The sequence below is a fragment of the Streptomyces sp. NBC_01255 genome, from assembly GCF_036226445.1.
GTDB lineage: Bacteria > Actinomycetota > Actinomycetes > Streptomycetales > Streptomycetaceae > Streptomyces.
In genome coordinates, this window is sequence record NZ_CP108474.1 from 4,238,836 (window position 1) to 4,257,725 (window position 18,890).

The 18,890-nt window shown below is 72.5% G+C and carries 18 protein-coding genes and 1 tRNA gene; 5 read left to right on the forward strand and 14 right to left on the reverse strand.

Going from position 1 to position 18,890, the window contains the following annotated elements; all coding sequences use genetic code 11:
• Positions 1-28: 28 nt before the first annotated feature.
• The 11 genes from OG357_RS18860 to OG357_RS18910 all read right to left on the reverse strand — a co-directional run bounded on the left by OG357_RS18860 (position 29) and on the right by OG357_RS18910 (position 10,032).
• Positions 29-1,681 (reverse strand): long-chain fatty acid--CoA ligase, encoded by a 1,653-nt coding sequence (locus OG357_RS18860; protein ID WP_329622260.1) that lies wholly within the window; start codon positions 1,679-1,681, stop codon positions 29-31.
• Positions 1,682-1,839: 158 nt separating this feature from the next.
• Complete coding sequence (locus tag OG357_RS18865; protein ID WP_317597343.1) at positions 1,840-2,397, reverse strand: SigE family RNA polymerase sigma factor; 558 nt, start codon at positions 2,395-2,397, stop codon at positions 1,840-1,842.
• 217 nt (positions 2,398-2,614) lie between these two features.
• A complete protein-coding gene (locus OG357_RS18870) occupies positions 2,615-3,604 on the reverse strand; it encodes a DUF1906 domain-containing protein (protein ID WP_329622261.1) in 990 nt (329 codons plus the stop codon).
• Positions 3,605-3,656: 52 nt separating this feature from the next.
• The gene (locus OG357_RS18875; RefSeq protein WP_329622262.1) at positions 3,657-4,823 is read right to left on the reverse strand and encodes a lipid-transfer protein; all 1,167 of its coding nucleotides are present in this window, start codon (positions 4,821-4,823) and stop codon (positions 3,657-3,659) included.
• Complete coding sequence (locus OG357_RS18880; RefSeq protein WP_329622263.1) at positions 4,820-5,209, reverse strand: MaoC family dehydratase; 390 nt, start codon at positions 5,207-5,209, stop codon at positions 4,820-4,822. Before OG357_RS18880 ends, OG357_RS18875 begins: the two co-directional genes overlap by 4 nt.
• Entirely contained in the window at positions 5,206-6,237 is a 1,032-nt protein-coding gene (locus OG357_RS18885) for an acyl-CoA dehydrogenase family protein (protein ID WP_329622264.1), read from the reverse strand. Before OG357_RS18885 ends, OG357_RS18880 begins: the two co-directional genes overlap by 4 nt.
• A 1-nt stretch (position 6,238) precedes the next feature.
• Complete coding sequence (locus OG357_RS18890) at positions 6,239-7,198, reverse strand: bifunctional MaoC family dehydratase N-terminal/OB-fold nucleic acid binding domain-containing protein (protein WP_329622265.1); 960 nt, start codon at positions 7,196-7,198, stop codon at positions 6,239-6,241.
• Positions 7,195-8,373 (reverse strand): acyl-CoA dehydrogenase family protein, encoded by a 1,179-nt coding sequence (locus OG357_RS18895; RefSeq protein WP_329622266.1) that lies wholly within the window; start codon positions 8,371-8,373, stop codon positions 7,195-7,197. The genes OG357_RS18890 and OG357_RS18895 overlap by 4 nt, the downstream gene beginning before the upstream one ends.
• Positions 8,374-8,593: 220 nt before the next feature.
• Positions 8,594-8,899: a hypothetical protein gene (locus OG357_RS18900; protein ID WP_317597332.1), complete on the reverse strand. Its 306-nt coding sequence runs from the start codon at positions 8,897-8,899 to the stop codon at positions 8,594-8,596.
• 412 nt (positions 8,900-9,311) lie between these two features.
• Positions 9,312-9,836, reverse strand: coding sequence for an O-acetyl-ADP-ribose deacetylase (locus OG357_RS18905; protein WP_329622267.1), 525 nt, complete (start codon positions 9,834-9,836; stop codon positions 9,312-9,314).
• Between the two features lie 106 nt (positions 9,837-9,942).
• A tRNA-Ser gene (locus OG357_RS18910) sits at positions 9,943-10,032 on the reverse strand.
• Between the two features lie 174 nt (positions 10,033-10,206).
• Between OG357_RS18910 and OG357_RS18915 the strand changes: the two genes are divergently transcribed.
• Entirely contained in the window at positions 10,207-10,521 is a 315-nt protein-coding gene (locus tag OG357_RS18915) for an MHYT domain-containing protein (protein ID WP_329625624.1), read from the forward strand.
• 163 nt (positions 10,522-10,684) lie between these two features.
• Here the strand turns inward: OG357_RS18915 and OG357_RS18920 are convergent, their stop codons facing one another.
• The gene (locus OG357_RS18920; protein WP_329622268.1) at positions 10,685-12,148 is read right to left on the reverse strand and encodes a S1C family serine protease; all 1,464 of its coding nucleotides are present in this window, start codon (positions 12,146-12,148) and stop codon (positions 10,685-10,687) included.
• A 218-nt stretch (positions 12,149-12,366) separates the two neighbouring features.
• Between OG357_RS18920 and OG357_RS18925 the strand changes: the two genes are divergently transcribed.
• From OG357_RS18925 to OG357_RS18935, 3 genes are all read left to right on the forward strand, one after another.
• The gene (locus OG357_RS18925) at positions 12,367-13,197 is read left to right on the forward strand and encodes a glycerophosphodiester phosphodiesterase (protein ID WP_329622269.1); all 831 of its coding nucleotides are present in this window, start codon (positions 12,367-12,369) and stop codon (positions 13,195-13,197) included.
• Between the two features lie 81 nt (positions 13,198-13,278).
• Entirely contained in the window at positions 13,279-13,881 is a 603-nt protein-coding gene (locus OG357_RS18930) for an ATP-binding protein (protein WP_329622270.1), read from the forward strand.
• A 237-nt stretch (positions 13,882-14,118) separates the two neighbouring features.
• Positions 14,119-15,096 carry a DUF5926 family protein gene (locus OG357_RS18935; RefSeq protein ID WP_329622271.1) on the forward strand — a complete coding sequence of 326 codons (978 nt, stop codon included), beginning with the start codon at positions 14,119-14,121 and terminating at the stop codon, positions 15,094-15,096.
• Positions 15,097-15,315: 219 nt separating this feature from the next.
• Here OG357_RS18935 and OG357_RS18940 read toward each other — a convergent pair whose 3' ends face one another.
• Together OG357_RS18940 and OG357_RS18945 are read right to left on the reverse strand one after the other, a co-directional pair.
• Positions 15,316-15,963 (reverse strand): hypothetical protein, encoded by a 648-nt coding sequence (locus OG357_RS18940; RefSeq protein ID WP_329622272.1) that lies wholly within the window; start codon positions 15,961-15,963, stop codon positions 15,316-15,318.
• A 161-nt stretch (positions 15,964-16,124) separates the two neighbouring features.
• Positions 16,125-16,829 carry a bifunctional DNA primase/polymerase gene (locus tag OG357_RS18945; protein ID WP_329622273.1) on the reverse strand — a complete coding sequence of 235 codons (705 nt, stop codon included), beginning with the start codon at positions 16,827-16,829 and terminating at the stop codon, positions 16,125-16,127.
• A 591-nt stretch (positions 16,830-17,420) separates the two neighbouring features.
• Here OG357_RS18945 and OG357_RS18950 point away from each other — a divergent pair.
• A complete protein-coding gene (locus OG357_RS18950; RefSeq protein WP_329622274.1) occupies positions 17,421-18,875 on the forward strand; it encodes a PP2C family protein-serine/threonine phosphatase in 1,455 nt (484 codons plus the stop codon).
• Positions 18,876-18,890: the final 15 nt, after the last annotated feature.

Below are 18,890 nucleotides of genomic sequence, written 5' to 3' on the forward strand. Positions count from 1 at the left end.
TCCCCTCACGCATGTCCTGAGGCCGTCGCTACAGCTGGGTCACGTCCAGCTCGCCCTCCGCGTACTGCTTGCGGATGACCTTCTTGTCGAACTTGCCGACGCTCGTCTTCGGCACCGTCGGCACGATCGCCCAGCGCTCCGGCAGCTGCCACTTGGCGATGCCGCCCTCGGCGGCGAGGAAGGACCGCAGCGTCTCGTAGTCCGCCGTGGCGCCCTCCTTGAGGACGACCGTCGCGAGCGGCCGCTCGCCCCACTTCTCGTCCGGCACGGCGACGACGGCGGCCTCGGCGACCTCCGGGTGCGCCATGAGGGCGTTCTCCAGGTCGACGCTCGATATCCACTCGCCGCCGGACTTGATGACGTCCTTCGCCCGGTCGGTGAGGGTGAGGTAGCCGTCGGGGCTGATCACGCCGACGTCACCCGTCTTGAGCCAGCCGTCCTCGCTGAACTTGTCGGCCGGGCGGATCTCCTCGCCGTCGGCACCGCCGAAGTACGAGCCCGCGATCCAGGTGCCGCGGACCTCCAGCTCGCCCGCCGACTCGCCGTCCCAGGGCAGGTGGTCGCCGCCGGGGCCGACGAGCCGCGCCTCGACACCGGCGGGGAAACGTCCCTGCGTGACCCGGTACGGCCACTCCTCCTCGGCGCTCAGACCGGCCGGCGGGTGCGCCATCGTGCCCAGCGGGGAGGTCTCGGTCATGCCCCAGGCGTGGCAGAGACGGACGCCGAGCCGGTCGTACGCCTCCATGAGGGACGGCGGGCAGGCCGCGCCGCCGATGGTGACCTGGGCCATGGAGGAGAGGTCGCGGGGGTTCGCGGTGACCTCGGCGAGCAGGCCCTGCCAGATGGTGGGGACGGCCGCCGCGTGGCTCGGCCGCTCGCGCTCGATCATGTCGGCGAGCGGGGCGGGCTGGAGGAAACGGTCCGGCATCAGCATGTTGATGCCGGTCATGAAGGTGGCGTGCGGGAGGCCCCAGGCGTTGACGTGGAACTGCGGCACGACGACGAGGGTCGTGTCCTTGTCGGTCAGGGCCATCGACTCGGCCATGTTCACCTGCATGGAGTGCAGGTAGATCGAACGGTGGGAGTAGACGACGCCCTTGGGGTCGCCGGTGGTGCCGGAGGTGTAACACATCGCGGCGGCGGAGCGCTCGTCGAGCTCGGGCCAGTCGTACGTGGTCGGGCGGCCGGCGATCAGCTCCTCGTAGTCGTGCACGCGCGGCGCGACGCCCTCGAGGCCGGAACGGTCCCCGGGGCCCGCGACGACCACGTGCTCGACCGTCGGAAGGTGCGGGAGCAGCGGGACGAGGAGCGGCAGCAGGGAGCCGTTGACGAGCACGACCCGGTCGGCGGCGTGGTTGACGATCCACACCAGCTGCTCGGGGGGAAGGCGGAGGTTGAGGGTGTGGAGGACCGCGCCCATGGAGGGGATCGCGAAGTATGCCTCGACATGCTCGGAGTTGTTCCACATCAGGGTCGCGACACGCTGGTCGCCGGTCACCCCGAGTTCGTCGCGCAGGGCGTTGGCCAGCTGGTGCGCGCGGGCTCCGGCCTCCGCGAACGTGCGGCGCTGCGGCTCGGGCTCGCCCGTCCAGGTGGTGATGGTGGACTTCCCGTGAATCGTCATCCCGTGCTTGAGGATGCGGCTCACGGTCAGCTGTACGTCCTGCATGGTGCTGTACACGGGGCGTCCTCCCGGTGGGCGCTACGTGGCAGAAAGGGTGTGGAGATTCTGCGCACGTACCGCGCGGTATGTCACTACCCGGGAGTACGTAAATTGCCAGTGTTCACTGGCGGAAGTTGCTCTTCCCTCTGATTTCCCCCTGGTTTCCCCCCTGTTTCCTACCGTACGGGGGTCAGCTCCGGGTCCTCGCGGAGCTTGCCGAGCGCCCGGGACACCGCACTCTTGACCGTGCCGACCGAGACGCCGAGCACCTCGGCGGTCTGGGCCTCGCTGAGGTCCTCGTAGTACCGCAGGACCACCATCTGGCGCTGGCGCTCCGGCAGCTTCATCACCGCGCGCCACATCGCGTCGTGCAGCACCTGGCGGTCTGCCGGGTCGGGCTCCGGGAGGCCGGTCGGCTCCGGCAGCTCCTCGCAGGCGAACTCGTCGACCTTGCGCTTGCGCCACTGCGACGTACGGGTGTTCAGCAGGGCGCGGCGGACATAGCCGTCCAGGGCGCGGTGGTCCTCGATGCGCTCCCAGGCGACGAAGGTCTTGGTGAGCGCGGTCTGGAGGAGGTCCTCGGCGTCGCAGGGGTTGGCGGTCAGGGAGCGGGCCGTCCGCAGCAGCACGGGACCACGTGCCCGCACGTACGAGGAGAACGACGGGTACGGCACGTGGCCGAGGGCGGCCTTCGAGGCGCCGGTGCAGACGGGGCCAGAGGGTGGCGGAGTCATGACTCCACGCTAGAAGCGGACCGTGCCCGGCGGATCGGCCCCAGGTCCCGAACCGGGGTCCGCCTCAGGTTGGAGGAACGGCGATGCCCGGACCTCCTCTGGGTGGAGTCGCCCCTCCACCGGAGTCAGGGTCGGTACCGGGTCGAACCAGGGTCGGGGGAGGGGCGGGGAAGGGTTGGGGAAGGGCCGAGGCGGGTGGGCGACGTGGTGCGCGGGGTCAGGTGCCGGGCGTCGTGACACGGGCGACGGGCGCGTCCACCGCGTTGCGGTCGATCAGCATCCGGCGTCCTCCGTACGACTCGGCGACGTTGCCCGCGTACTGATGGATCCGGGCGTGCGGCATCCAGGCCTCCGGGTGCAGCGACGCCTCCGCGTACAGCGCGGGCACGCCCCGCCAGCGCGCGAACCACAGCACGGACGGCAGGTCCTCCGTACCCGCCTTCCGCTCCCCCTCGATGTGCCGGATCCCGGTCTCGGCACTGCTGTAGTAGCCGGGCAGGTAGCCGAGGCGCCGCACCTCCCGGTTCCAGGCGCGGACGAAGGAGAGCGTGGTGGCCGCGCAGCGTGTGTCCTCCACCTGGAAGGCCTCGATGTCCAGGTACAGCGGGCTGCTCGTGCCGATCCCCAGGGCCCGCGCCGCCCGCACTGCCTCGCCCGCCTCCCGGACGCCCTGGCTCCAGGGGCTTGTGCCGATGGCGTACGGCCGCTTCGCGGCGGAGTAGACGCACGGCGCCTGGGAGCCGACGAAGAGCGGCAGCAGCCGCCAGCCCATGGCGTGGGCGGAGGCCACCCAGGCGGGGTTCAGCTCCTTCTGGGTGGGACAGCCCCTGCCCCGGCCCCCGAAGTAGACCCCGACGGCCCGGTACGGGGACGCGAGCCAGGCCTTCATCACCGCGAGGGACGGCGCCTCACAGGTGTCGAAGGCCTTGCCCGCGAAACGCGGCGCGGACGCGGGCGCGGCAGGGACGGGAGCGACAGGGACGGGAGCAGCAGGGACGGGCGCGGCAGGGACGGGAGCCGAGGCCCGGGCGCTGACCGACGTCGGGCCCGTGACGAGAGCGGCGCCGGCCACCGCCGCCACCGCCAGGGCGGTGACCACGGCCCGCGCCCCGGGAGACGGCGCGGACCGTGCGTGCGGCGGGCGGACTGACGGGAGCGAGGCGGCCGGAAGCGGGGCGGGGTGCGGGGGTGGTGCGTTTGTGTTCATGCCGCGAGTGAAGGGCCGCCCGCCCCTCCCGGCCACCGCTGCGGCCGTCGTGTCAGCCGTCCGCGCCCAGGATCAACCCGGACGTGGGAACCCCCGTGCCCGCCGTGACCAGGGTCCGGGCCGCGCCGGGTATCTGGTTCACGGACGTGCCGCGCAGTTGGCGCACCGCTTCCGCGATGCCGTTCATGCCGTGCAGATAGGCCTCGCCGAGCTGACCGCCGTGGGTGTTCAGCGGGATGGCGTCGGCCGCGACGAAGTCCGCCGCCTCTCCCGGACCGCAGAAGCCGAACTCCTCCAACTGCATCAGCACGAACGGTGTGAAGTGGTCGTAGAGGATGGCCACGTCGATGTCGTCCGGGGTGAGGCCGGCGGTCCGCCAGAGCTGCCGGGCTACCACGCCCATCTCCGGCAGCCCGGTCAACTGGTCCCGGTAGAAGCTGGTCATGGCCTCCTGCTTCCGTCCGGCGCCCTGCGCCGCCGCCAGGATCACGGCGGGGGGCCGCGGCAGGTCGCGGGCGCGCTCGACGGAGGTGACGACGATCGCCTGGCCGCCGTCCGTCTCCTGGCAGCAGTCGAGGAGCCGCAGCGGCTCGACGATCCAGCGCGAGGCGGCGTGGTCGGCGAGGGTGATCGGCTTCCCGTGGAAGTACGCGGCGGGGTTGCGGGCCGCGTGCCGCCGGTCGGTGACGGCGACGTGCCCGAAGGCGTCCGGGGTCAGCCCGTAGGTGTGGAGGTACCGCTGGGCGGCCATCGCGACCCAGGAGGCCGGGGTGAGGAGCCCGAAGGGCAGCTGCCAGCCGAGCGCGGCGCCCTCGGCGGAGGGCTCGCGCTGCTGGACGCCGGAGCCGAAGCGGCGCCCGGAGCGCTCGTTGAACGCCCGGTAGCAGACGACGACTTCGGCGACGCCGCTCGCGACGGCGAGCGCGGCCTGCTGGACAGTGGCACAGGCGGCCCCGCCGCCGTAGTGCACGCGGGAGAAGAAGGACAGCTCGCCGATGCCGGCGGCCTGGGCGACGGTGATCTCGGGGTTGGTGTCCATGGTGAAGGTGACCAGGCCGTCGACATCGCCGGGGGCCAGCCCGGCGTCGTCGAGGGCGGCCCGTACCGCCTCGGCGGCGAGGGAGAGTTCGCTGCGGCCCGAGTCCTTGGAGAACTCCGTCGCCCCGATGCCGACGACGGCCGCCCGCCCGCCGAGGCTGTCCCTGGTACGGACGCTCATCGCGCCACCTCCACGGTGACGGTGACCGTCGCGGTGACATGGTGTCCCAGGTCGTTGGCCCCGACGACCCGGACCGTGGCCGTGTCCCCGGCCACCTCGGTGACCGTCCCGGTCAGGGTCATCGTGTCCCCGGGGTAGTTGGGGGCGCCGAGCCGGATGGCGACCCTGCGGAGGACCGCACGGGGGCCGAAATGGTCGGTGATGTACCGGCCCACGAGTCCGTTGGTCGTGAGGATGTTCATGAAGATGTCCGGGGAGCCCTTCTCCCGGGCCAGTTCGGCGTCGTGGTGGACGTCCTGGTAGTCGCGGGAGGCCACGGCCCCGGCGACGATCAGGGTGCGGGTGATCGGGATCGACAGCGGCGGCAGCTCGTCCCCGGGCTTCATGACAGGTCTCCCTTCGCGAGCAGGTCGCCGAGTTCGGCGAGGAGTTCGGTGCCGCAGCCCAGATAGGCGTCGAGCTGCCGGCCCCACAGGAAGTGCCGGTGGACGGGGTGGTCGAGGTCGGCGCCCATGCCGCCGTGGAGGTGCTGCCCGGTGTGCACGACCCGTTTGCCCGCCTCGGACGCCCACCAGGCGGCGGTCAGGGCGGCCTCGGTGGCGTCCAGGCCCTCGTCGTGGCGCCAGGCCGCCTCGTAGGCCGTGACCCGGATGGCCTCGGTGTCCATGTGGGCGTCCGCGGCGCGCAGCTGGACCGCCTGGTGGGTGGAGAGCGGGCGCCCGAACTGCTCGCGTACGGAGGTGTACTCCACGGCCCTGGCGAGGGACCCCGCGCACACCCCCGCCTGGAGCCCGGCGAAGGCGACCCGGGCGGCGGCCAGCACGTCCGCGTAGGCGCCGGGGCCGGTCCCCAGCCGCTCCCCCGCCGCCCCGTCGAGCACGAGCCGCCCCGCGGACCAGGGCGCGGTGAGCTCGACGGTCTCGGTCCGGGCCGCGTCCTCGGTGCGGACGAGCCACAGTCCGCGCTCCGCGTCCGGTACGAGGACGTGGGTCGCGTCCCTGAGCCACGGCACCCAGTCGGCGGCCCCGCTGAGCCGCCCCTCGCGCGCCGCGACCCCGCCGGTCGCGGGGAACGCGCCCGTCACCACCGTCGTACCGTCGCGGAGGCCCGGCAGGAGCCGGGCGCGCTGCTCCTCCGTGCCGTGCCGGGCGACGGCGAGGATCCCGTAGACACAGCTCGCGGCGAGCGGTACCTGTGCGGTCCTGCGCCCCTGCTCCTCCAGGAGAAGGACGAGGCCCAGCAGCCCGGTCTCCTCGACGGCGCCGGGAAGGCCGGCCGCGCAGAGGGCCTTCCACAGCTCGGCGTCGCTGCCGGTTCCGGCGGCCGCGAGCCGCTCGTGGGTGGCGAGGTCGCCGAAGATCCGCGCGGCCAGGTCCCGGGCGGCTTCCTGCTCCTCGGTGGGGGTGAAGTCCATGTCAGCTCTCCCCTCCCGCGCGGAAGACGGGGAGCTCCAGCTCGTCGTCGACCCGCTGGAACTCCAGCCGCACCGGCATCCCGATCCGGACCTTGTCGTACGGCACACCCACCACGTTGCTGATCATCCGTACGCCCTCGGTCAGCTCGATCAGCCCGACCGCGTAAGGAGGGTCGAAGGCCGGGAAGGGCGGGTGGTGCATCACCACGTACGAGTAGACGGTCCCGGCGCCGCTCGCCTCGACCGTGTCCCACTCCGGCGAGCCGCACTCGGCGCACCCCGGCAGCCAGGGGAGACGCAGGCTCGCGCAGTCGCCGCAGCGCTGGATGAGCAGCCGGTGCGCGGCCACGCCCTCCCAGAATCCGGCGTTGTCCCGGTTGACGACCGGGCGCGGCCGCCGGGGCGCCGCGGCGGCGGGCTCCGGGGTCCGCCGGTCGGGCTTCGGCGGGCGCCCGGCGGGCGCGTACTTGAGGATCCGGAAGCGGTGGGTGCCGGCGAGCTCGCCGTCCGCCCGGACGTCCATCCGGGTCGTGACGAAGTGCCCGGTGCCGAGCTTGGTCGTCTTGCGCGGCGACACGGACTCGATGACGGCGTCGAAGGTGATCGCGTCCCCCGGCCGCAGGGGCTTGAGGTACTCCTGCTCGCAGTCGGTGGCGACGACCGAGGTGTACCCGGCGGCGTCGAGGAGCGCGGACAGCTCGTCGTACGCCCCGGAGCGCTCGCTGTGCCCGGAGAGGCCGCCCATGGTCCATGCCTGGAGCATGGTCGGTGGCGCGACCGCCCCTGGCCCTTCGTACGCCGGGTGGGCATCGCCCATGGCCTCGCACCAGTGCCGGATCATGGGCAGGTTGACCGGGTCCTTGCCGATCCCGGCGGTGGCGGCGGACTTCCCCTCGTAGGCGGCGAGCCGCTCGTAGAACTCGTCCGGCACCGCGCCCGGTGCCGCCTCCGTACCGCTCATCGCCGCCCCCTCCCCTTCATGCCGAGCCGCATCCTCGCGACGATCTCGCGCTGCACCTCGCTCACCCCTCCCCCGAAGGTGTTGATCTGCGCGGCCCGGTTCATGCGCTCCAGCTCGCCGCCGTCGAACTCCCCCGGCGATCCCGCTCGCACCGTCCCCGCCCCGCCCGCGATCTCCTGACATATTCGATACACCTCGACCGCCGATTCGGTTCCCGCGAACTTCACGCCGCTCGCGTCCCCCGGGGCCAGTCGGCCGGCCCCCACGTCCCCCACCAAACGCCAGTTGAGCAGGCGCGTTGCCGCCAGCCGGGCATGCGCTTCGGCGGCCCGAATCCGTATCCACGGCTCGTCAATGCGGCGCCTGCCCGTCACCAGATCGGGGGTACGCGCCCGGTCGAGCGCCGCCGCGAAAAAGTCCTCTGCCTGCATGCCGATCGCGGCGAGCGCGACCCGCTCGTGGTTGAGCTGCTCGGTGATCAGTCCCCAGCCGCCGTGCTCCGGTCCGACGAGGTTCCCGGCGGGGACCCGTATCCCGTCGTAGTAGGTGGCGGTCGTCGTCAGCCCGCCGACGGTCGCGATCGGGGTCCAGGAGAAACCGGGCGCGTCGGTGGGGACGAGGACGATGGAGATGCCCCGGTGCGGCGACGCGGCGGGGTCGGTGCGGCAGGCGAGCCAGATCCAGTCGGCGTTCTGGGCGTTGGAGGTGAAGATCTTCTGCCCGTCGATCAGCCAGTCCGCGCCGTCGCCCTCCCCGTCCCGTACCGCCCGGGTCCGCAGGGAGGCGAGGTCCGTACCGGCCTCGGGCTCGCTGTAGCCGATGGCGAAGACGGTCTCGCCGCGCAGGATCCGGGGCAGGAGGTAGGCCTTCTGCTCGTCGGTCCCGTACTTCATGAGGGTGGGCCCGACGGTGTTGAGGGTGACCATGGAGACGGGGGCGCCCGCCCGGTAGGCCTCGTCGAAGAAGACGAACTGCTCGTCGGGGCCGCGCCCCTGCCCGCCGTACTCCTCGGGCCAGCCGAGGCCGAGCAGCCCGTCGGCGCCGATCCGGCGGAGCAGCCGGCGCTGGGCGGCGGTATCGCCGGGGGGAGGCGGTCCTTCGGGCATCACCTCGCGGAAGTACGCGCGGAGTTCGGCGCGCAGCCGCAGCTGCCGCTCGGTCGGGGCGAGGTGCACGGCGACGGCCTCCCGTGGGACGACTGAGGTTTCTGACTGTCCGTCAGATTCAGGACCTCTGTCAAGGTCGGCGACCGTACGCCGACGACCGCACGCCGTGGGGCGTGCGGTCGCGGAAACGCGGGACGGCCCGCGCCCCGGTACCGAAGTACCGGCGCACAGGCCGTTGTTCACACCGCGGTCACGCCCCCCGTCGGGCCGGCTCCCGTGCTGCTGCCGACTACCACCACGGGAAGAAGTTCACCACCGCGTTCGACTGGTCGATGTGGGTGAACGCGGAGCCGTTCACGCTCGCCGTGTTGTTCTGGTTGGAGGCACCGGAACCGGTCGCCACCTGCTGCGTGGTGGTCGAGTTTCCGTTGTTGTCCCCGCCCACACCACTGCCGATGATCGTGGCGACGCTCGTGTTCGATCCGTCGTCCGCGAATCCACCGTTGTCGGCCTGGGCCACCCCGGTGAAGAGCGCGGCGGCAAGGGGCAGGGCGGCGGCAGCGGCGAGAACGCGGGCGGTACGGATGCTTGCCATGTCTGTTCCTCCGGGAACTGAAACTGATGCTGTGCACGGAACTGCTTCGAGAACTTCTCTGAACTACAGCCAATACCCAGGCAGTTGGCCGACCGCCTCGGTCGTTGTGCTCGACGTCGCGAATCCAGAGTTGCCCACCGAATCCCCGTCGAACCACCCCGGAGCGGCTTATTCCCCCGCAAGCGTGAGGACAGCCTGATAAACCCCGGCGAAGCGAGAACGGCGCAGCTCAGCCGGGCGACGGGCAGCGTGCGGCCGAAAGAATCCGGGCGCGGCAAGGGAGGAAGCGTTCCGGCAGATTTTCCGCCAATCCTTCTCTCGGAAAGACGGCCCGGCGAGTCCCGGCCACAAGGAATGCGAACGCATGGGCGACGCCCGGAGAGAAATTCGACGAATTGCCCTGCCGAATGCCCTACGGAAGATCCTGACTGCCGACCGCCGCCTCGAAGGCCGCATACGCCCCCGCGTCGAACAGCACGAACCGCACTTCCTCCACCTCGGTACGGGCCGCCCGTACGGTCTCCACCGCGATCCTGGCCCCGTCCTCCATCGGCCAGCCGTAGATCCCGGTGGAGACGGCCGGGAACGCGACCGTGCGGTCCCCCAACTCGTCCGCGACCCGCAGGGATTCGCGATAGCAGGAGGCCAGCAGCGCCGACCGGTCCTCGTCCCGCGACCAGACCGGCCCCACGGTGTGGATCACATGCCGGGCCGGCAACCGCCCCGCGGTCGTCGCCACGGCCCGGCCGGTCGGCAGCCCCTTGCCGTAGTGGGAGCGCCGCAGATCCTGGCAGGCGGCGAGGATCTCCGGCCCGCCCTTCCGGTGGATGGCCCCGTCGACGCCGCCGCCCCCGAGCAGCGACGAGTTCGCGGCGTTGACCACCGCGTCCGCCGCCTCGGCCGTGATGTCCCCCTGAACGAGCACGATCCGCACCACGACGAAAGCCTTTCCACTCCGGAACCAGCGAGGGACGACGGCGACCCGCCAGCCACGAACGACAGAACGGCCCCTGACTGTCGTTCCTGGTCAGGGGCCGTTCCACTGGCGGTGGGTGTGGGATTTGAACCCACGGTGACATCGCTGCCACGACGGTTTTCAAGACCGTTCCCTTAGGCCGCTCGGGCAACCCACCCTCGCCCCGGCCCACCTGGGGTGGAGCGGGCTACAGCGTACCGGCTGGGGAGCGGGGTGGGGCTGGGTCGGCCGGGGAGGGGGCCGGGTTAGAGTCCCTTGTTCACAAGATCTCCACATCTGAGTTTCGCGGCGTCCGCCGCGCGATTCCCGAAGGGTTGCAGGGTGCACGGGCCTGCTCACCGGGCTCGGCGTCGCCGGCATGCACTACCTGGGCATGGCCGCGGTCAGCGTCCAGGTCGACGACGCGTCGCACACGGCCGAGGGTTCCTCGCTCCTGAACGTGCTGCCGATGCTCGTCGGCCCGCTGATCTTCCTCGTCCTGGCCGCCGCCGTCGTGATGTTCGATCCGCTGCTGATCATGGGCGACGACGAGCCGCGCCGCCCGGCGCACCGGAAGGGCCCGCGGGCCGGCGAGTTCGGTGAGTTCAGCGCCTCGCGGATCGACATCGGGATATCAGGGTTATCGGGGATATCGGGGATGCCGTGAGCGAGGGGGCGTGGGATGCGCGGGAGGCGAGCACCGAGACCCTCGCCTCTTCCCACGGGTGGCGGTCGTAGACGCGCGCGACACCGCGCGTGAAAGGGGGAGGGGAGCACCTGGTGTCTGCCGGTGCTCCCCTCCCCCATTTCCCTGCCGCCGTCCCGTACGGTCAGCTGTCGCCCGTGCGTTCGCCCAGGGTGACGGTGGCCGTGGCCGTCTTGCCGTCGCGCTCGTAGGTGATCTTGACCGAGTCGCCCGGCTTGTGGGTCCAGATCTCGCTGATGAGCGCGGGGCCGCTGTCGATCGCGTGGCCGCCGAAGCCCGTGATCACGTCCCCGGCCTTGAGGCCGGCCTTCGCCGCCGGGCCGTTCGGGGTGACCGAGGCGGTGCCGCCGGATCCCTGGGCCGCGATCGTCGCGCCCTCGCCCTGCTCGGTCATGTTCACGGTCGCGCCGATCACCGGGTAGACCGGCTTGCCCGTCTTGATCAGCTGCTGTGCCACGTTCTTCGCCTGGTTGACCGGGATCGCGAAGCCGAGGCCGATCGAGCCCGCCTGGGACTGGCCGAAGCCGTTCCCGGTGGACTGGATGGCCGAGTTGATGCCGATCACCGCGCCGCTCGCGTCGAGCAGCGGGCCGCCGGAGTTGCCCGGGTTGATCGAGGCGTCGGTCTGCAGGGCGCTCATGTACGAGTTGCCGCCGCCCGAGCCGTCGCCCGAGGCGACCGGGCGGTTCTTGGCGCTGATGATGCCCGTCGTCACCGTGTTCGACAGACCGAAGGGCGCGCCGATCGCGATCGTCGAGTCGCCGACCGCCACCTGGTCGGAGTTGCCGAGGGGCAGCGGCTTCAGCCCCTTCGGGGCGTTCGTGAGCTTCAGGACCGCCACGTCGTACCCCTGGGCCCGGCCGACGACCTCCGCGTCGTACGTCTTGCCGTCGGAGAAGGTCACGGAGAGCGTGCCGCCCTCCGCCGCCGACGCCACCACGTGGTTGTTGGTGACGATGTGGCCTTCCTGGTCGTAGACGAAGCCGGTGCCCGTGCCGCCCTCGCTCTCGCTCTCGCCCTGCGAAGCGCCGGACTTCGCCTGGATCGTGACCACGCTCGGCAGCGCCTTCGCCGCGACCGCGGCGACCGTCCCCGGGTCGCGCTTGAACGAGGCCGGTGCCTCGCCCGAGGAGACCGTCGTCGAGCCGGTGCCCTCGTCGCCGCGCTGGGCCGCCCAGTAGCCGATGCCGCCGCCGACACCGCCCGCGACGAGCGCCGCGACCAGGACGGCCGCCACGATGCCGCCGGTCCGCTTGCGAGGTGCCTGGGGAGCGACGGGTACGGGCGGGACCGGCGCGCCCCAGGCCGGTACGGCCGGCGGCGGCGGGGGCCAGCCACCGGCCGCGCCTGCCGCCACGGGGGCGGGCGGCGCGGGAGCCGCGACGGTCGCCGGCTCGGGAGCCGGTGCGGGGGCGGGGGCGGGGGCCGCTGCCTGGGCAGGCGTCGGCGCCTCCGTCGTCACCGCCTCGGTCGGCGCCGCCGGCGGGGCCGGAGGTACGGGAGGCGTCGGAGGGGCGGGCGGCGTCGGAGGGGCGGACGGGGCAGTCGGGTCCGCCGGAACCGCCGTGCCCTCGTTCTCGGTGCTCACAGCTCGCTCTCCTCGTTGGCTGCTCGGTCACTGCGCGGAATGGTCGTGGGTGGTCGTGGGTGGTCGTGTCTGGCGCAGGGTGTCGTGACCAGCTTTTCCCACCGGGCGTCAGGCCACCGTAAGGCGGAGCTGTGCATCCGCGCCCCATCCTTTATATACGGGCAGAACGGACAGCATCCGGTGTGCTCGTCCCACCCCGCCAATGGCACCATGACGCCGTGACTCACGCACGGCAGCACCCGAACAGCGGACCCGTCCAGGTCGTCGCCCACCGCGGAGCCTCCGAGGACGCCCCGGAACACACCCTGGCCGCCTATGTGAAGGCCATCGAGGACGGCGCCGACGCCCTGGAGTGCGACGTCCGGCTCACCGCCGACGGCCACCTCGTCTGCGTCCACGACCGACGCGTCAACCGTACGTCGAACGGTCGCGGTGCCGTCTCCGCCCTCGAGCTCGCCGACCTCGCCGCGCTCGACTTCGGCGTCTGGAAGGAACGCGAGGAACGCGGCGAAGCCTCCGAGAGCCCCGACTGGGGAGACCCCGAGTACACCTCCGTCCTCACCCTGGAGCGCCTCCTGGAGCTCGTCTCCGACGCCGGGCGCCGGGTCGAGCTGGCCATCGAGACCAAGCACCCCACCCGCTGGGCGGGCCAGGTCGAGGAGCGGCTCCTCCAGCTCCTGAAGCGGTTCGGACTCGACGCCCCGGCCTCCAGCGACGACTCTCCCGTGCGGGTCATGAGCTTCTCGGCCCGTTCCCTGCACCGGATCGCCGCCGCCTCGCCGACTCTGCCGACCGTCTCCCTCACCCAGTTCGTCACCCCGCGGCTGCGCGACGGACGCCTCCCCGCGGGCGCGCGCGTGGCGGGCCCCTCGATCCGGATCGTCCGGCACCACCCCGCCGTGATCCTGCGGCTCCAGAAGGCCGGGCACCAGGTCCACGTCTGGACGGTGGACGAGCCCGAGGACGTCGAGCTGTGCGTACGCCTGGGTGTGGACGCGATCATCACCAACCGTCCCAAGCAGGTGCTCGCGCAGCTGGGCCGCGACTGAGCTCCTGCCCCATTCGTCACACCTTCCCCAGGGCTTACGGGGAGTGCACCGGCGCGTTCAGCGCGTACGCGATCGTCACGAGTGCGACACGCCACGCGCGTTGGCCGGTTTCCGGTCCAGTCCAGTGGGGCATCCACACGGTGGCGTGGGGCAAAGGAGGTCTCGGGGGTGGCGTTGGTGGTGGCACAGGAGGTGCCCACGTCGTCGAGCATGGCCGTACCCCATGGCCCTGCGGGCGTGGGTGAGGCGCGACACCGGATGCGGGACGAGCTGTACCGCAGCGGGGTGTCCGAATCGGTCGTCGACGACGCGGTACTGATCCTTTCGGAGCTGCTCAGCAATGCCTGTCGTTACGGCAGGCCGCTGGGACGGGCGGAACGGGGCGAGGGCGATGTCCTGGCGGCCTGGCGGGTCGACCCGGCGGGTGGTCTGCGGGTCGAGGTGACGGACGGCGGTGGTCCCACAAGACCCGTGCCGTCCACACCCTCGGTCACCGCACGCGGCGGACGCGGGCTGAACATCATCAGCGCGCTGGCCCAGGACTGGGGCGTACGGGACAGCGCGACCGGTGAGGTCACGGTCTGGGTCGTGGTCACCGAGGGGCACCGCCGCGAGGACTTCGCGGCGCGCGTCGGCGGCGGCTCGGGCTTCGACTTCCTCGATACGTACGACGATCTGGACTGACGCCGGGACACCCGGGCCGCGGTCCGACGTGCCTCGGACCCCGGTCCGGCGTGCCTCGGACCCCGGTCCGGCGTGCCTCGGACCCCGGTCCGGCATGACCCGGACCGGGGCGCATCGGACCGGCGCGCCTCGGGTGGGGCCGCGCCCCGCCTGAGGAGCGGCGGTGCCCTGTGCGGCTAGGCTCGCGCCCGATACAGCACGCACACAGCACCGCCGCGATCGGGAGAAAGCCACACCATGGCCAAGAAGCGCCCCCAGACGAAGGCCGGCAAGGCCGGCCAGGCACAGGTCACGAGCGGGGAGATCCCGGTCGTCGGCGCGCGCGAGCCCTGCCCCTGTGGCTCGGGCCGCCGCTACAAGGCCTGTCACGGCCGGTCCGCCTCGCACGCCGTGACCGAGCTCGTCCAGCGCCCCTTCGAGGGCCTGCCGGGCGAGTGCGACTGGGTCGCGCTCCGCGAGCTCGTGCCCGCCGCCACCGTGCCGCTCACCCTGAAGGGCGGGCTGCCCGAGGGCGTGCCGTCCGTGACGCTCGCGACCGTGCTGCCGATGGCGTGGCCCGCGCTGCGCCGCGACGACGGCTCCGTCCTCCTCGCCCTGCAGAACGACTCGTCCTCCGGCGACCTCGCGCGCGACCTCGCCGACACCCTCCAGCGTGCCCTGGAGACCGAGCCGGGGACCCCGGTTCCCCCGCGCCGCGTGCCCGCCGAGGGCCCGCGCCTGCAGGAGCTGCTCGACGCGGACGCCCCGTTCACGCCGGAGGTCCACACGGGCTTCGAGTTCTGGATCCCCGCGTCCGCGGACGGTGCCGACCCCGAGGTCGCCGCCTCCCTGGAGCGGGCCAACGCCGCCGCGATCCCGACGGTCAAGCTGACCGGTGTCGACTCCGCGTACTGGTGCGAGACCCCGGACAAGAACCACCTGCGCTGGGTCATGCCGCACCCGGAGGAGAAGCTCCTCGACGCGCTCGCCCGGCTCCAGGCCGGCGAGGGCACGTCCCTCGGCGCGGACACCCGGCTCGTCGGCTCCTTCCGCGCCCACGGTCTGATGGTGCCGGTGTGGGACCTGCCGACCTCCATGACCGCCGAGGAGTGCGAGAAGCCGGCCGCCGAGTTCGCCGAGCGGCTCGCCGGGGCGCTCGCCTCGGACGCCCCGCTCACGGCCGAGGAGCGCCGGGCGCGCGGCGGCCTCACGAACCGTCAGGTGACTCTCAGCTGATACCCCAGGTGGTATTGGTGACTGACAGACCGGCCAGTCGGTGACTTCCGCCACAACCCGGTCTGCGGGCGGGTAAATCCCTGTCCGAATAACCGAGATCGAATTTGCGAACAGCAGATCTCTTGTTACCGTTCTGGAAGCCCGGTCGCTGGTGCATCCCCCGTCGCCAGCGACCGGGCGTTTCCATGCCCGCCCCAGGCCGCGCCGGGGCGCCGGCGCTCAACTTCCTTCGGTGTCCGCCGTGTTGCTCCCCGACCTGAGCAGCAGCGGGGTACTTCCCCCTTCGCCGGTACCCGCGAATTCCGCAACCGCCGTATACGCCGTGGCCTTGCCCTGACCGCGTTCCCTGGGCGTTTCACAGGTTCCCGGTTCGTCCTGCGCCGCGACCGGACAACGTACGTGCACGGTCCGCCCGCCGGGCGCCATCAGGGTCAGAAACGCGTCGAGTTCCTGCCCTGTCGCGTTCCGGTAGTACGTACGCGCCCATGTGTCGGGACCCTCGGCCAGGACGCAGGTCTGCGCCTCGATGCCCTCGGGAGAGGCGAGTTCCGGCCCACACTTCGTGATCCGCTCGGGAGCCGCCGGAACAGCGGACGGCGTGGACGGCGCGGAGGGGGCGGAAGGGGCGGCGGAGGCGGGAGCCGGATCGGGGCCGGCCACGGCAGGCTCCGCCGTACGGGATCCGAGGCCCAGCCCCAGGTCCGGCAGCAGGCCCCCGTCCCCGGACTTCGCATCACCCGTGCCCGCGGGCCGTACAGGATCACCCGTCGGACCCGCCACCGCGACGATCGGCAGCAGGACGGCGACCGCTACGGCCGCCCCGAGTCCGATCATGCGGAGTTTCGCCGGGCTCATCACCGGACTCATGCGACCCACCTGCTCCTTCGCCCGGGATCTTCGACGGGTGGGGCGAACATATCGGCGGCCGGCGGGCGGCCGGTCGGCCGCGCGCCCGTTTCCCCTGCAAGTCGGGCCAGGACACACCCGTTCGGGTGAACGGTCACCCCGCGCCCGTACGCGGCCGGCCGTCAGTAGGTGAGCCGGCTCCCGCCGCCCGGCGTGCTCGTGCTCGCCTCGACCAGGGCGTCCACCACGGCCTCCACGTCCGGCAGCCACGGCCGGGCCGAGCCCGCCAGCGGCGCCCGCTCCCACCGCACCTGCCCGCTCCCGGCGACCGAGGGCGGCAGCAGCAGGTAGCCGCCCTCGCCGTGGAACCGCAGCGAACTGGGCACGCTGTCCTTCGCGTACAGCAGCTCGCCCAGCCGTTCGAGGCCGTACGGGGCGACGAGGATCGACCACCGCGTCGGTGTCGCCACCACCGGGCCGAGCCGCATGCCCATCGCGTCGAGCGCGGTCAGCGCCCGCGCTCCGGCCACCGCGGGCAGGCTCACCGCGCAGGGCGCGCCGCCGCCCGTGGCGAGGACCACCGGGGCCTCCGCGCGCCTGGTCCACCACCAGCGGATCATCCGCTCGTCGGTGGTGGCCGCGAGGAGCCCGGGGTCGTACGGGTGCGCGCCGGGCACCGCGCACGCGGGGTCGGGGCAGGCGCAGGCCGGCCCCGCGGCCGTGCTGGTCTTCGTCTTCAGGCCCACGCCGGGCAGGACGGGCCAGTCCCACTCCGCGAAGGTGACCGCCGCGTCGAGCCGGGCGGTCAGCACCTCGCGCCGGAGCCGGAGCCTGCGTCGCCTTCCTCGCCTCACGAGGGGTCCCAGGATTCCGAGGATCTCGCGCATGAGCGCTCGTTCCTTTCCGTTGAACGCCGAATCCACATCACACCATGTGCAGATCTCTTCACCGTGCGTATCAGCGCGTACAAGGTCGGTGGTGCGCCGCCCGCGCCGAAGCGGGGCCGACGGGCCAGGTATGAACCGGTTGAGCCAGGTCGAGCCGGGGAGGAACCGGTGGAGCAGGTCAGAACCAGGTGAAGCCAGGTCGGAACCAGGTCGAGCCAGGTCGATCCGTATCGGTGCCAGATCCAAGCCGGGTCAGAACACGTTCCCCGCCACTGGGGGACGGGCCGAGGCCTGCGGCACGTAAGACGCCGGGGTTCCACGGCACGTTCCGGGGCAGCTCCAACTGCCCCTGCCTGTCATCGAGTACGTACCCAGCACGCTCGGAATGACGCGCTTTCAAACGACGCCAGTCGACCGCAAAAGGTGCACACAGGGGGTAATTTTCAGCCAACTTCCCGCGTACTTCAACCCTTGCGTCCAAGCTCACGGACACCACAAGTCCCATGCGGACAATGCTGGACATCGCTCCTCCAGTGCGTGTACATGTGGATGCATCGAGCGGCGCAGAATGACATGGGGGTTTGCGATGCTATGGCGTCAAACGCACCGGTCGGAAAGCCGACTGACATGAGCGCCCCACACATGCCGAATGTGGCTGGAATCGATTCCACGGTTCCCTCTCCCCCGCACACTGCGGCGCCCCTTTCCGGGGTCCCCGCTGCGGCGACGCCCGTCGACGCGGCTCTCCCGCCCGGCGTGCTGATCCAGGACCGGCTGGCCGGCTGGGTCTCCGACCTCACGACCCTCCACGAACTCACCGAGCGCCTCATCAGGACCTCGTCCCTCGACGAGGCCCTCCCCGAGGTGCTCGGCGCCGGTGCGGCCCTCGTCGGCGCCCGCCGGGGCATGGCCGTCCTCGAACCCGCCGACGGCCTCGGCCCCGCCACCACCATCGGCCTCGGGCTCGCCCACGCCGAGCTCGGCACGATCGAGACCGTCCCGCGCGGCGCGACCAGCTACGGCCGCCTCCTCGACGGCCTCCCCGATCCCGCCGACCCGGCCCGCGTCCCCGATCCGATCGCCATCCCCGACGTCCGTACGGAGGAGGGCCTCGACCCGCGCCACCGCGAGGTCGCCGCCCGCCTCGGCTACGCCGCCAGCTACGCCCTCCCCCTCGCCACCGAGGAGGCCGGCCGGCTGGGCGCGGCCGTCTGGCTCTACGACGAGCCCGCCGAGCCCTCCGAACGCCAGCGCCACCTCATCGGGCTCTACGGCCGCTTCGCCACCGAGCACCTCGCCCGCCTCCTCCAGGTCGAGCGGGCCCGCGCCCAGGTCGCCACCGTCGCCGAGGAGCTGCTCCCCAGCCGCCTCCCCCGCGTCCCCGGCGTCCAGCTCGCCGCCCGCCACCGCACCGGCCCCCGGGGCGGCGGCGACTGGTACGACGCGCTGCCGCTGCCCGAGGGCGCCCTCGGGCTCGCCGTCGGCTCCGTCTCCGGGACCGGCCCGAGCGCGCTGGCCGCGATGGGCCGGCTGCGCGCCTCCCTCCGGGCGTACGCGGTGATGGAGGGCGAGGACCCCGTCGCCGTCCTCTCCGATCTGGAGCTCCTGCTCCGGCTCACCGAGCCCGCGCGCTCGGCGACCGCGCTCTTCGCGTACGCCGAGCCCGCGCAGCGCCGGATCGTCCTGGCCGGGGCCGGCCACGCGCCGCCGCTGATCATCGGCGACCACCGCACCGAGTTCGTCGAGACCTCGCTCTCGGCTCCGCTCGGGATGCTCTCCTGCTGGGAGGCGCCGAGCGTCGAGCTGTCCCCCGCCCCGGGAGAAACGGTGCTTCTCTACACGGACGGGCTGCTCCGCCGTACCGGCGACGCCATGGACCGGGCCTTCGCGCGGCTCCACGCGGCCGCTTCGAGCGTGCCGAAGGCGGACCGGGGCGACCCGGGCGCGATCGCCGACCACGTCCTGCGGACCCTGCTGCCGGACGGCCTCACCGCGGCGGGCACCGAGGAGGAGGACGTGGTCCTGCTCGCGGCCCGCTTCGAGTGAGCGGAACGTGACGCT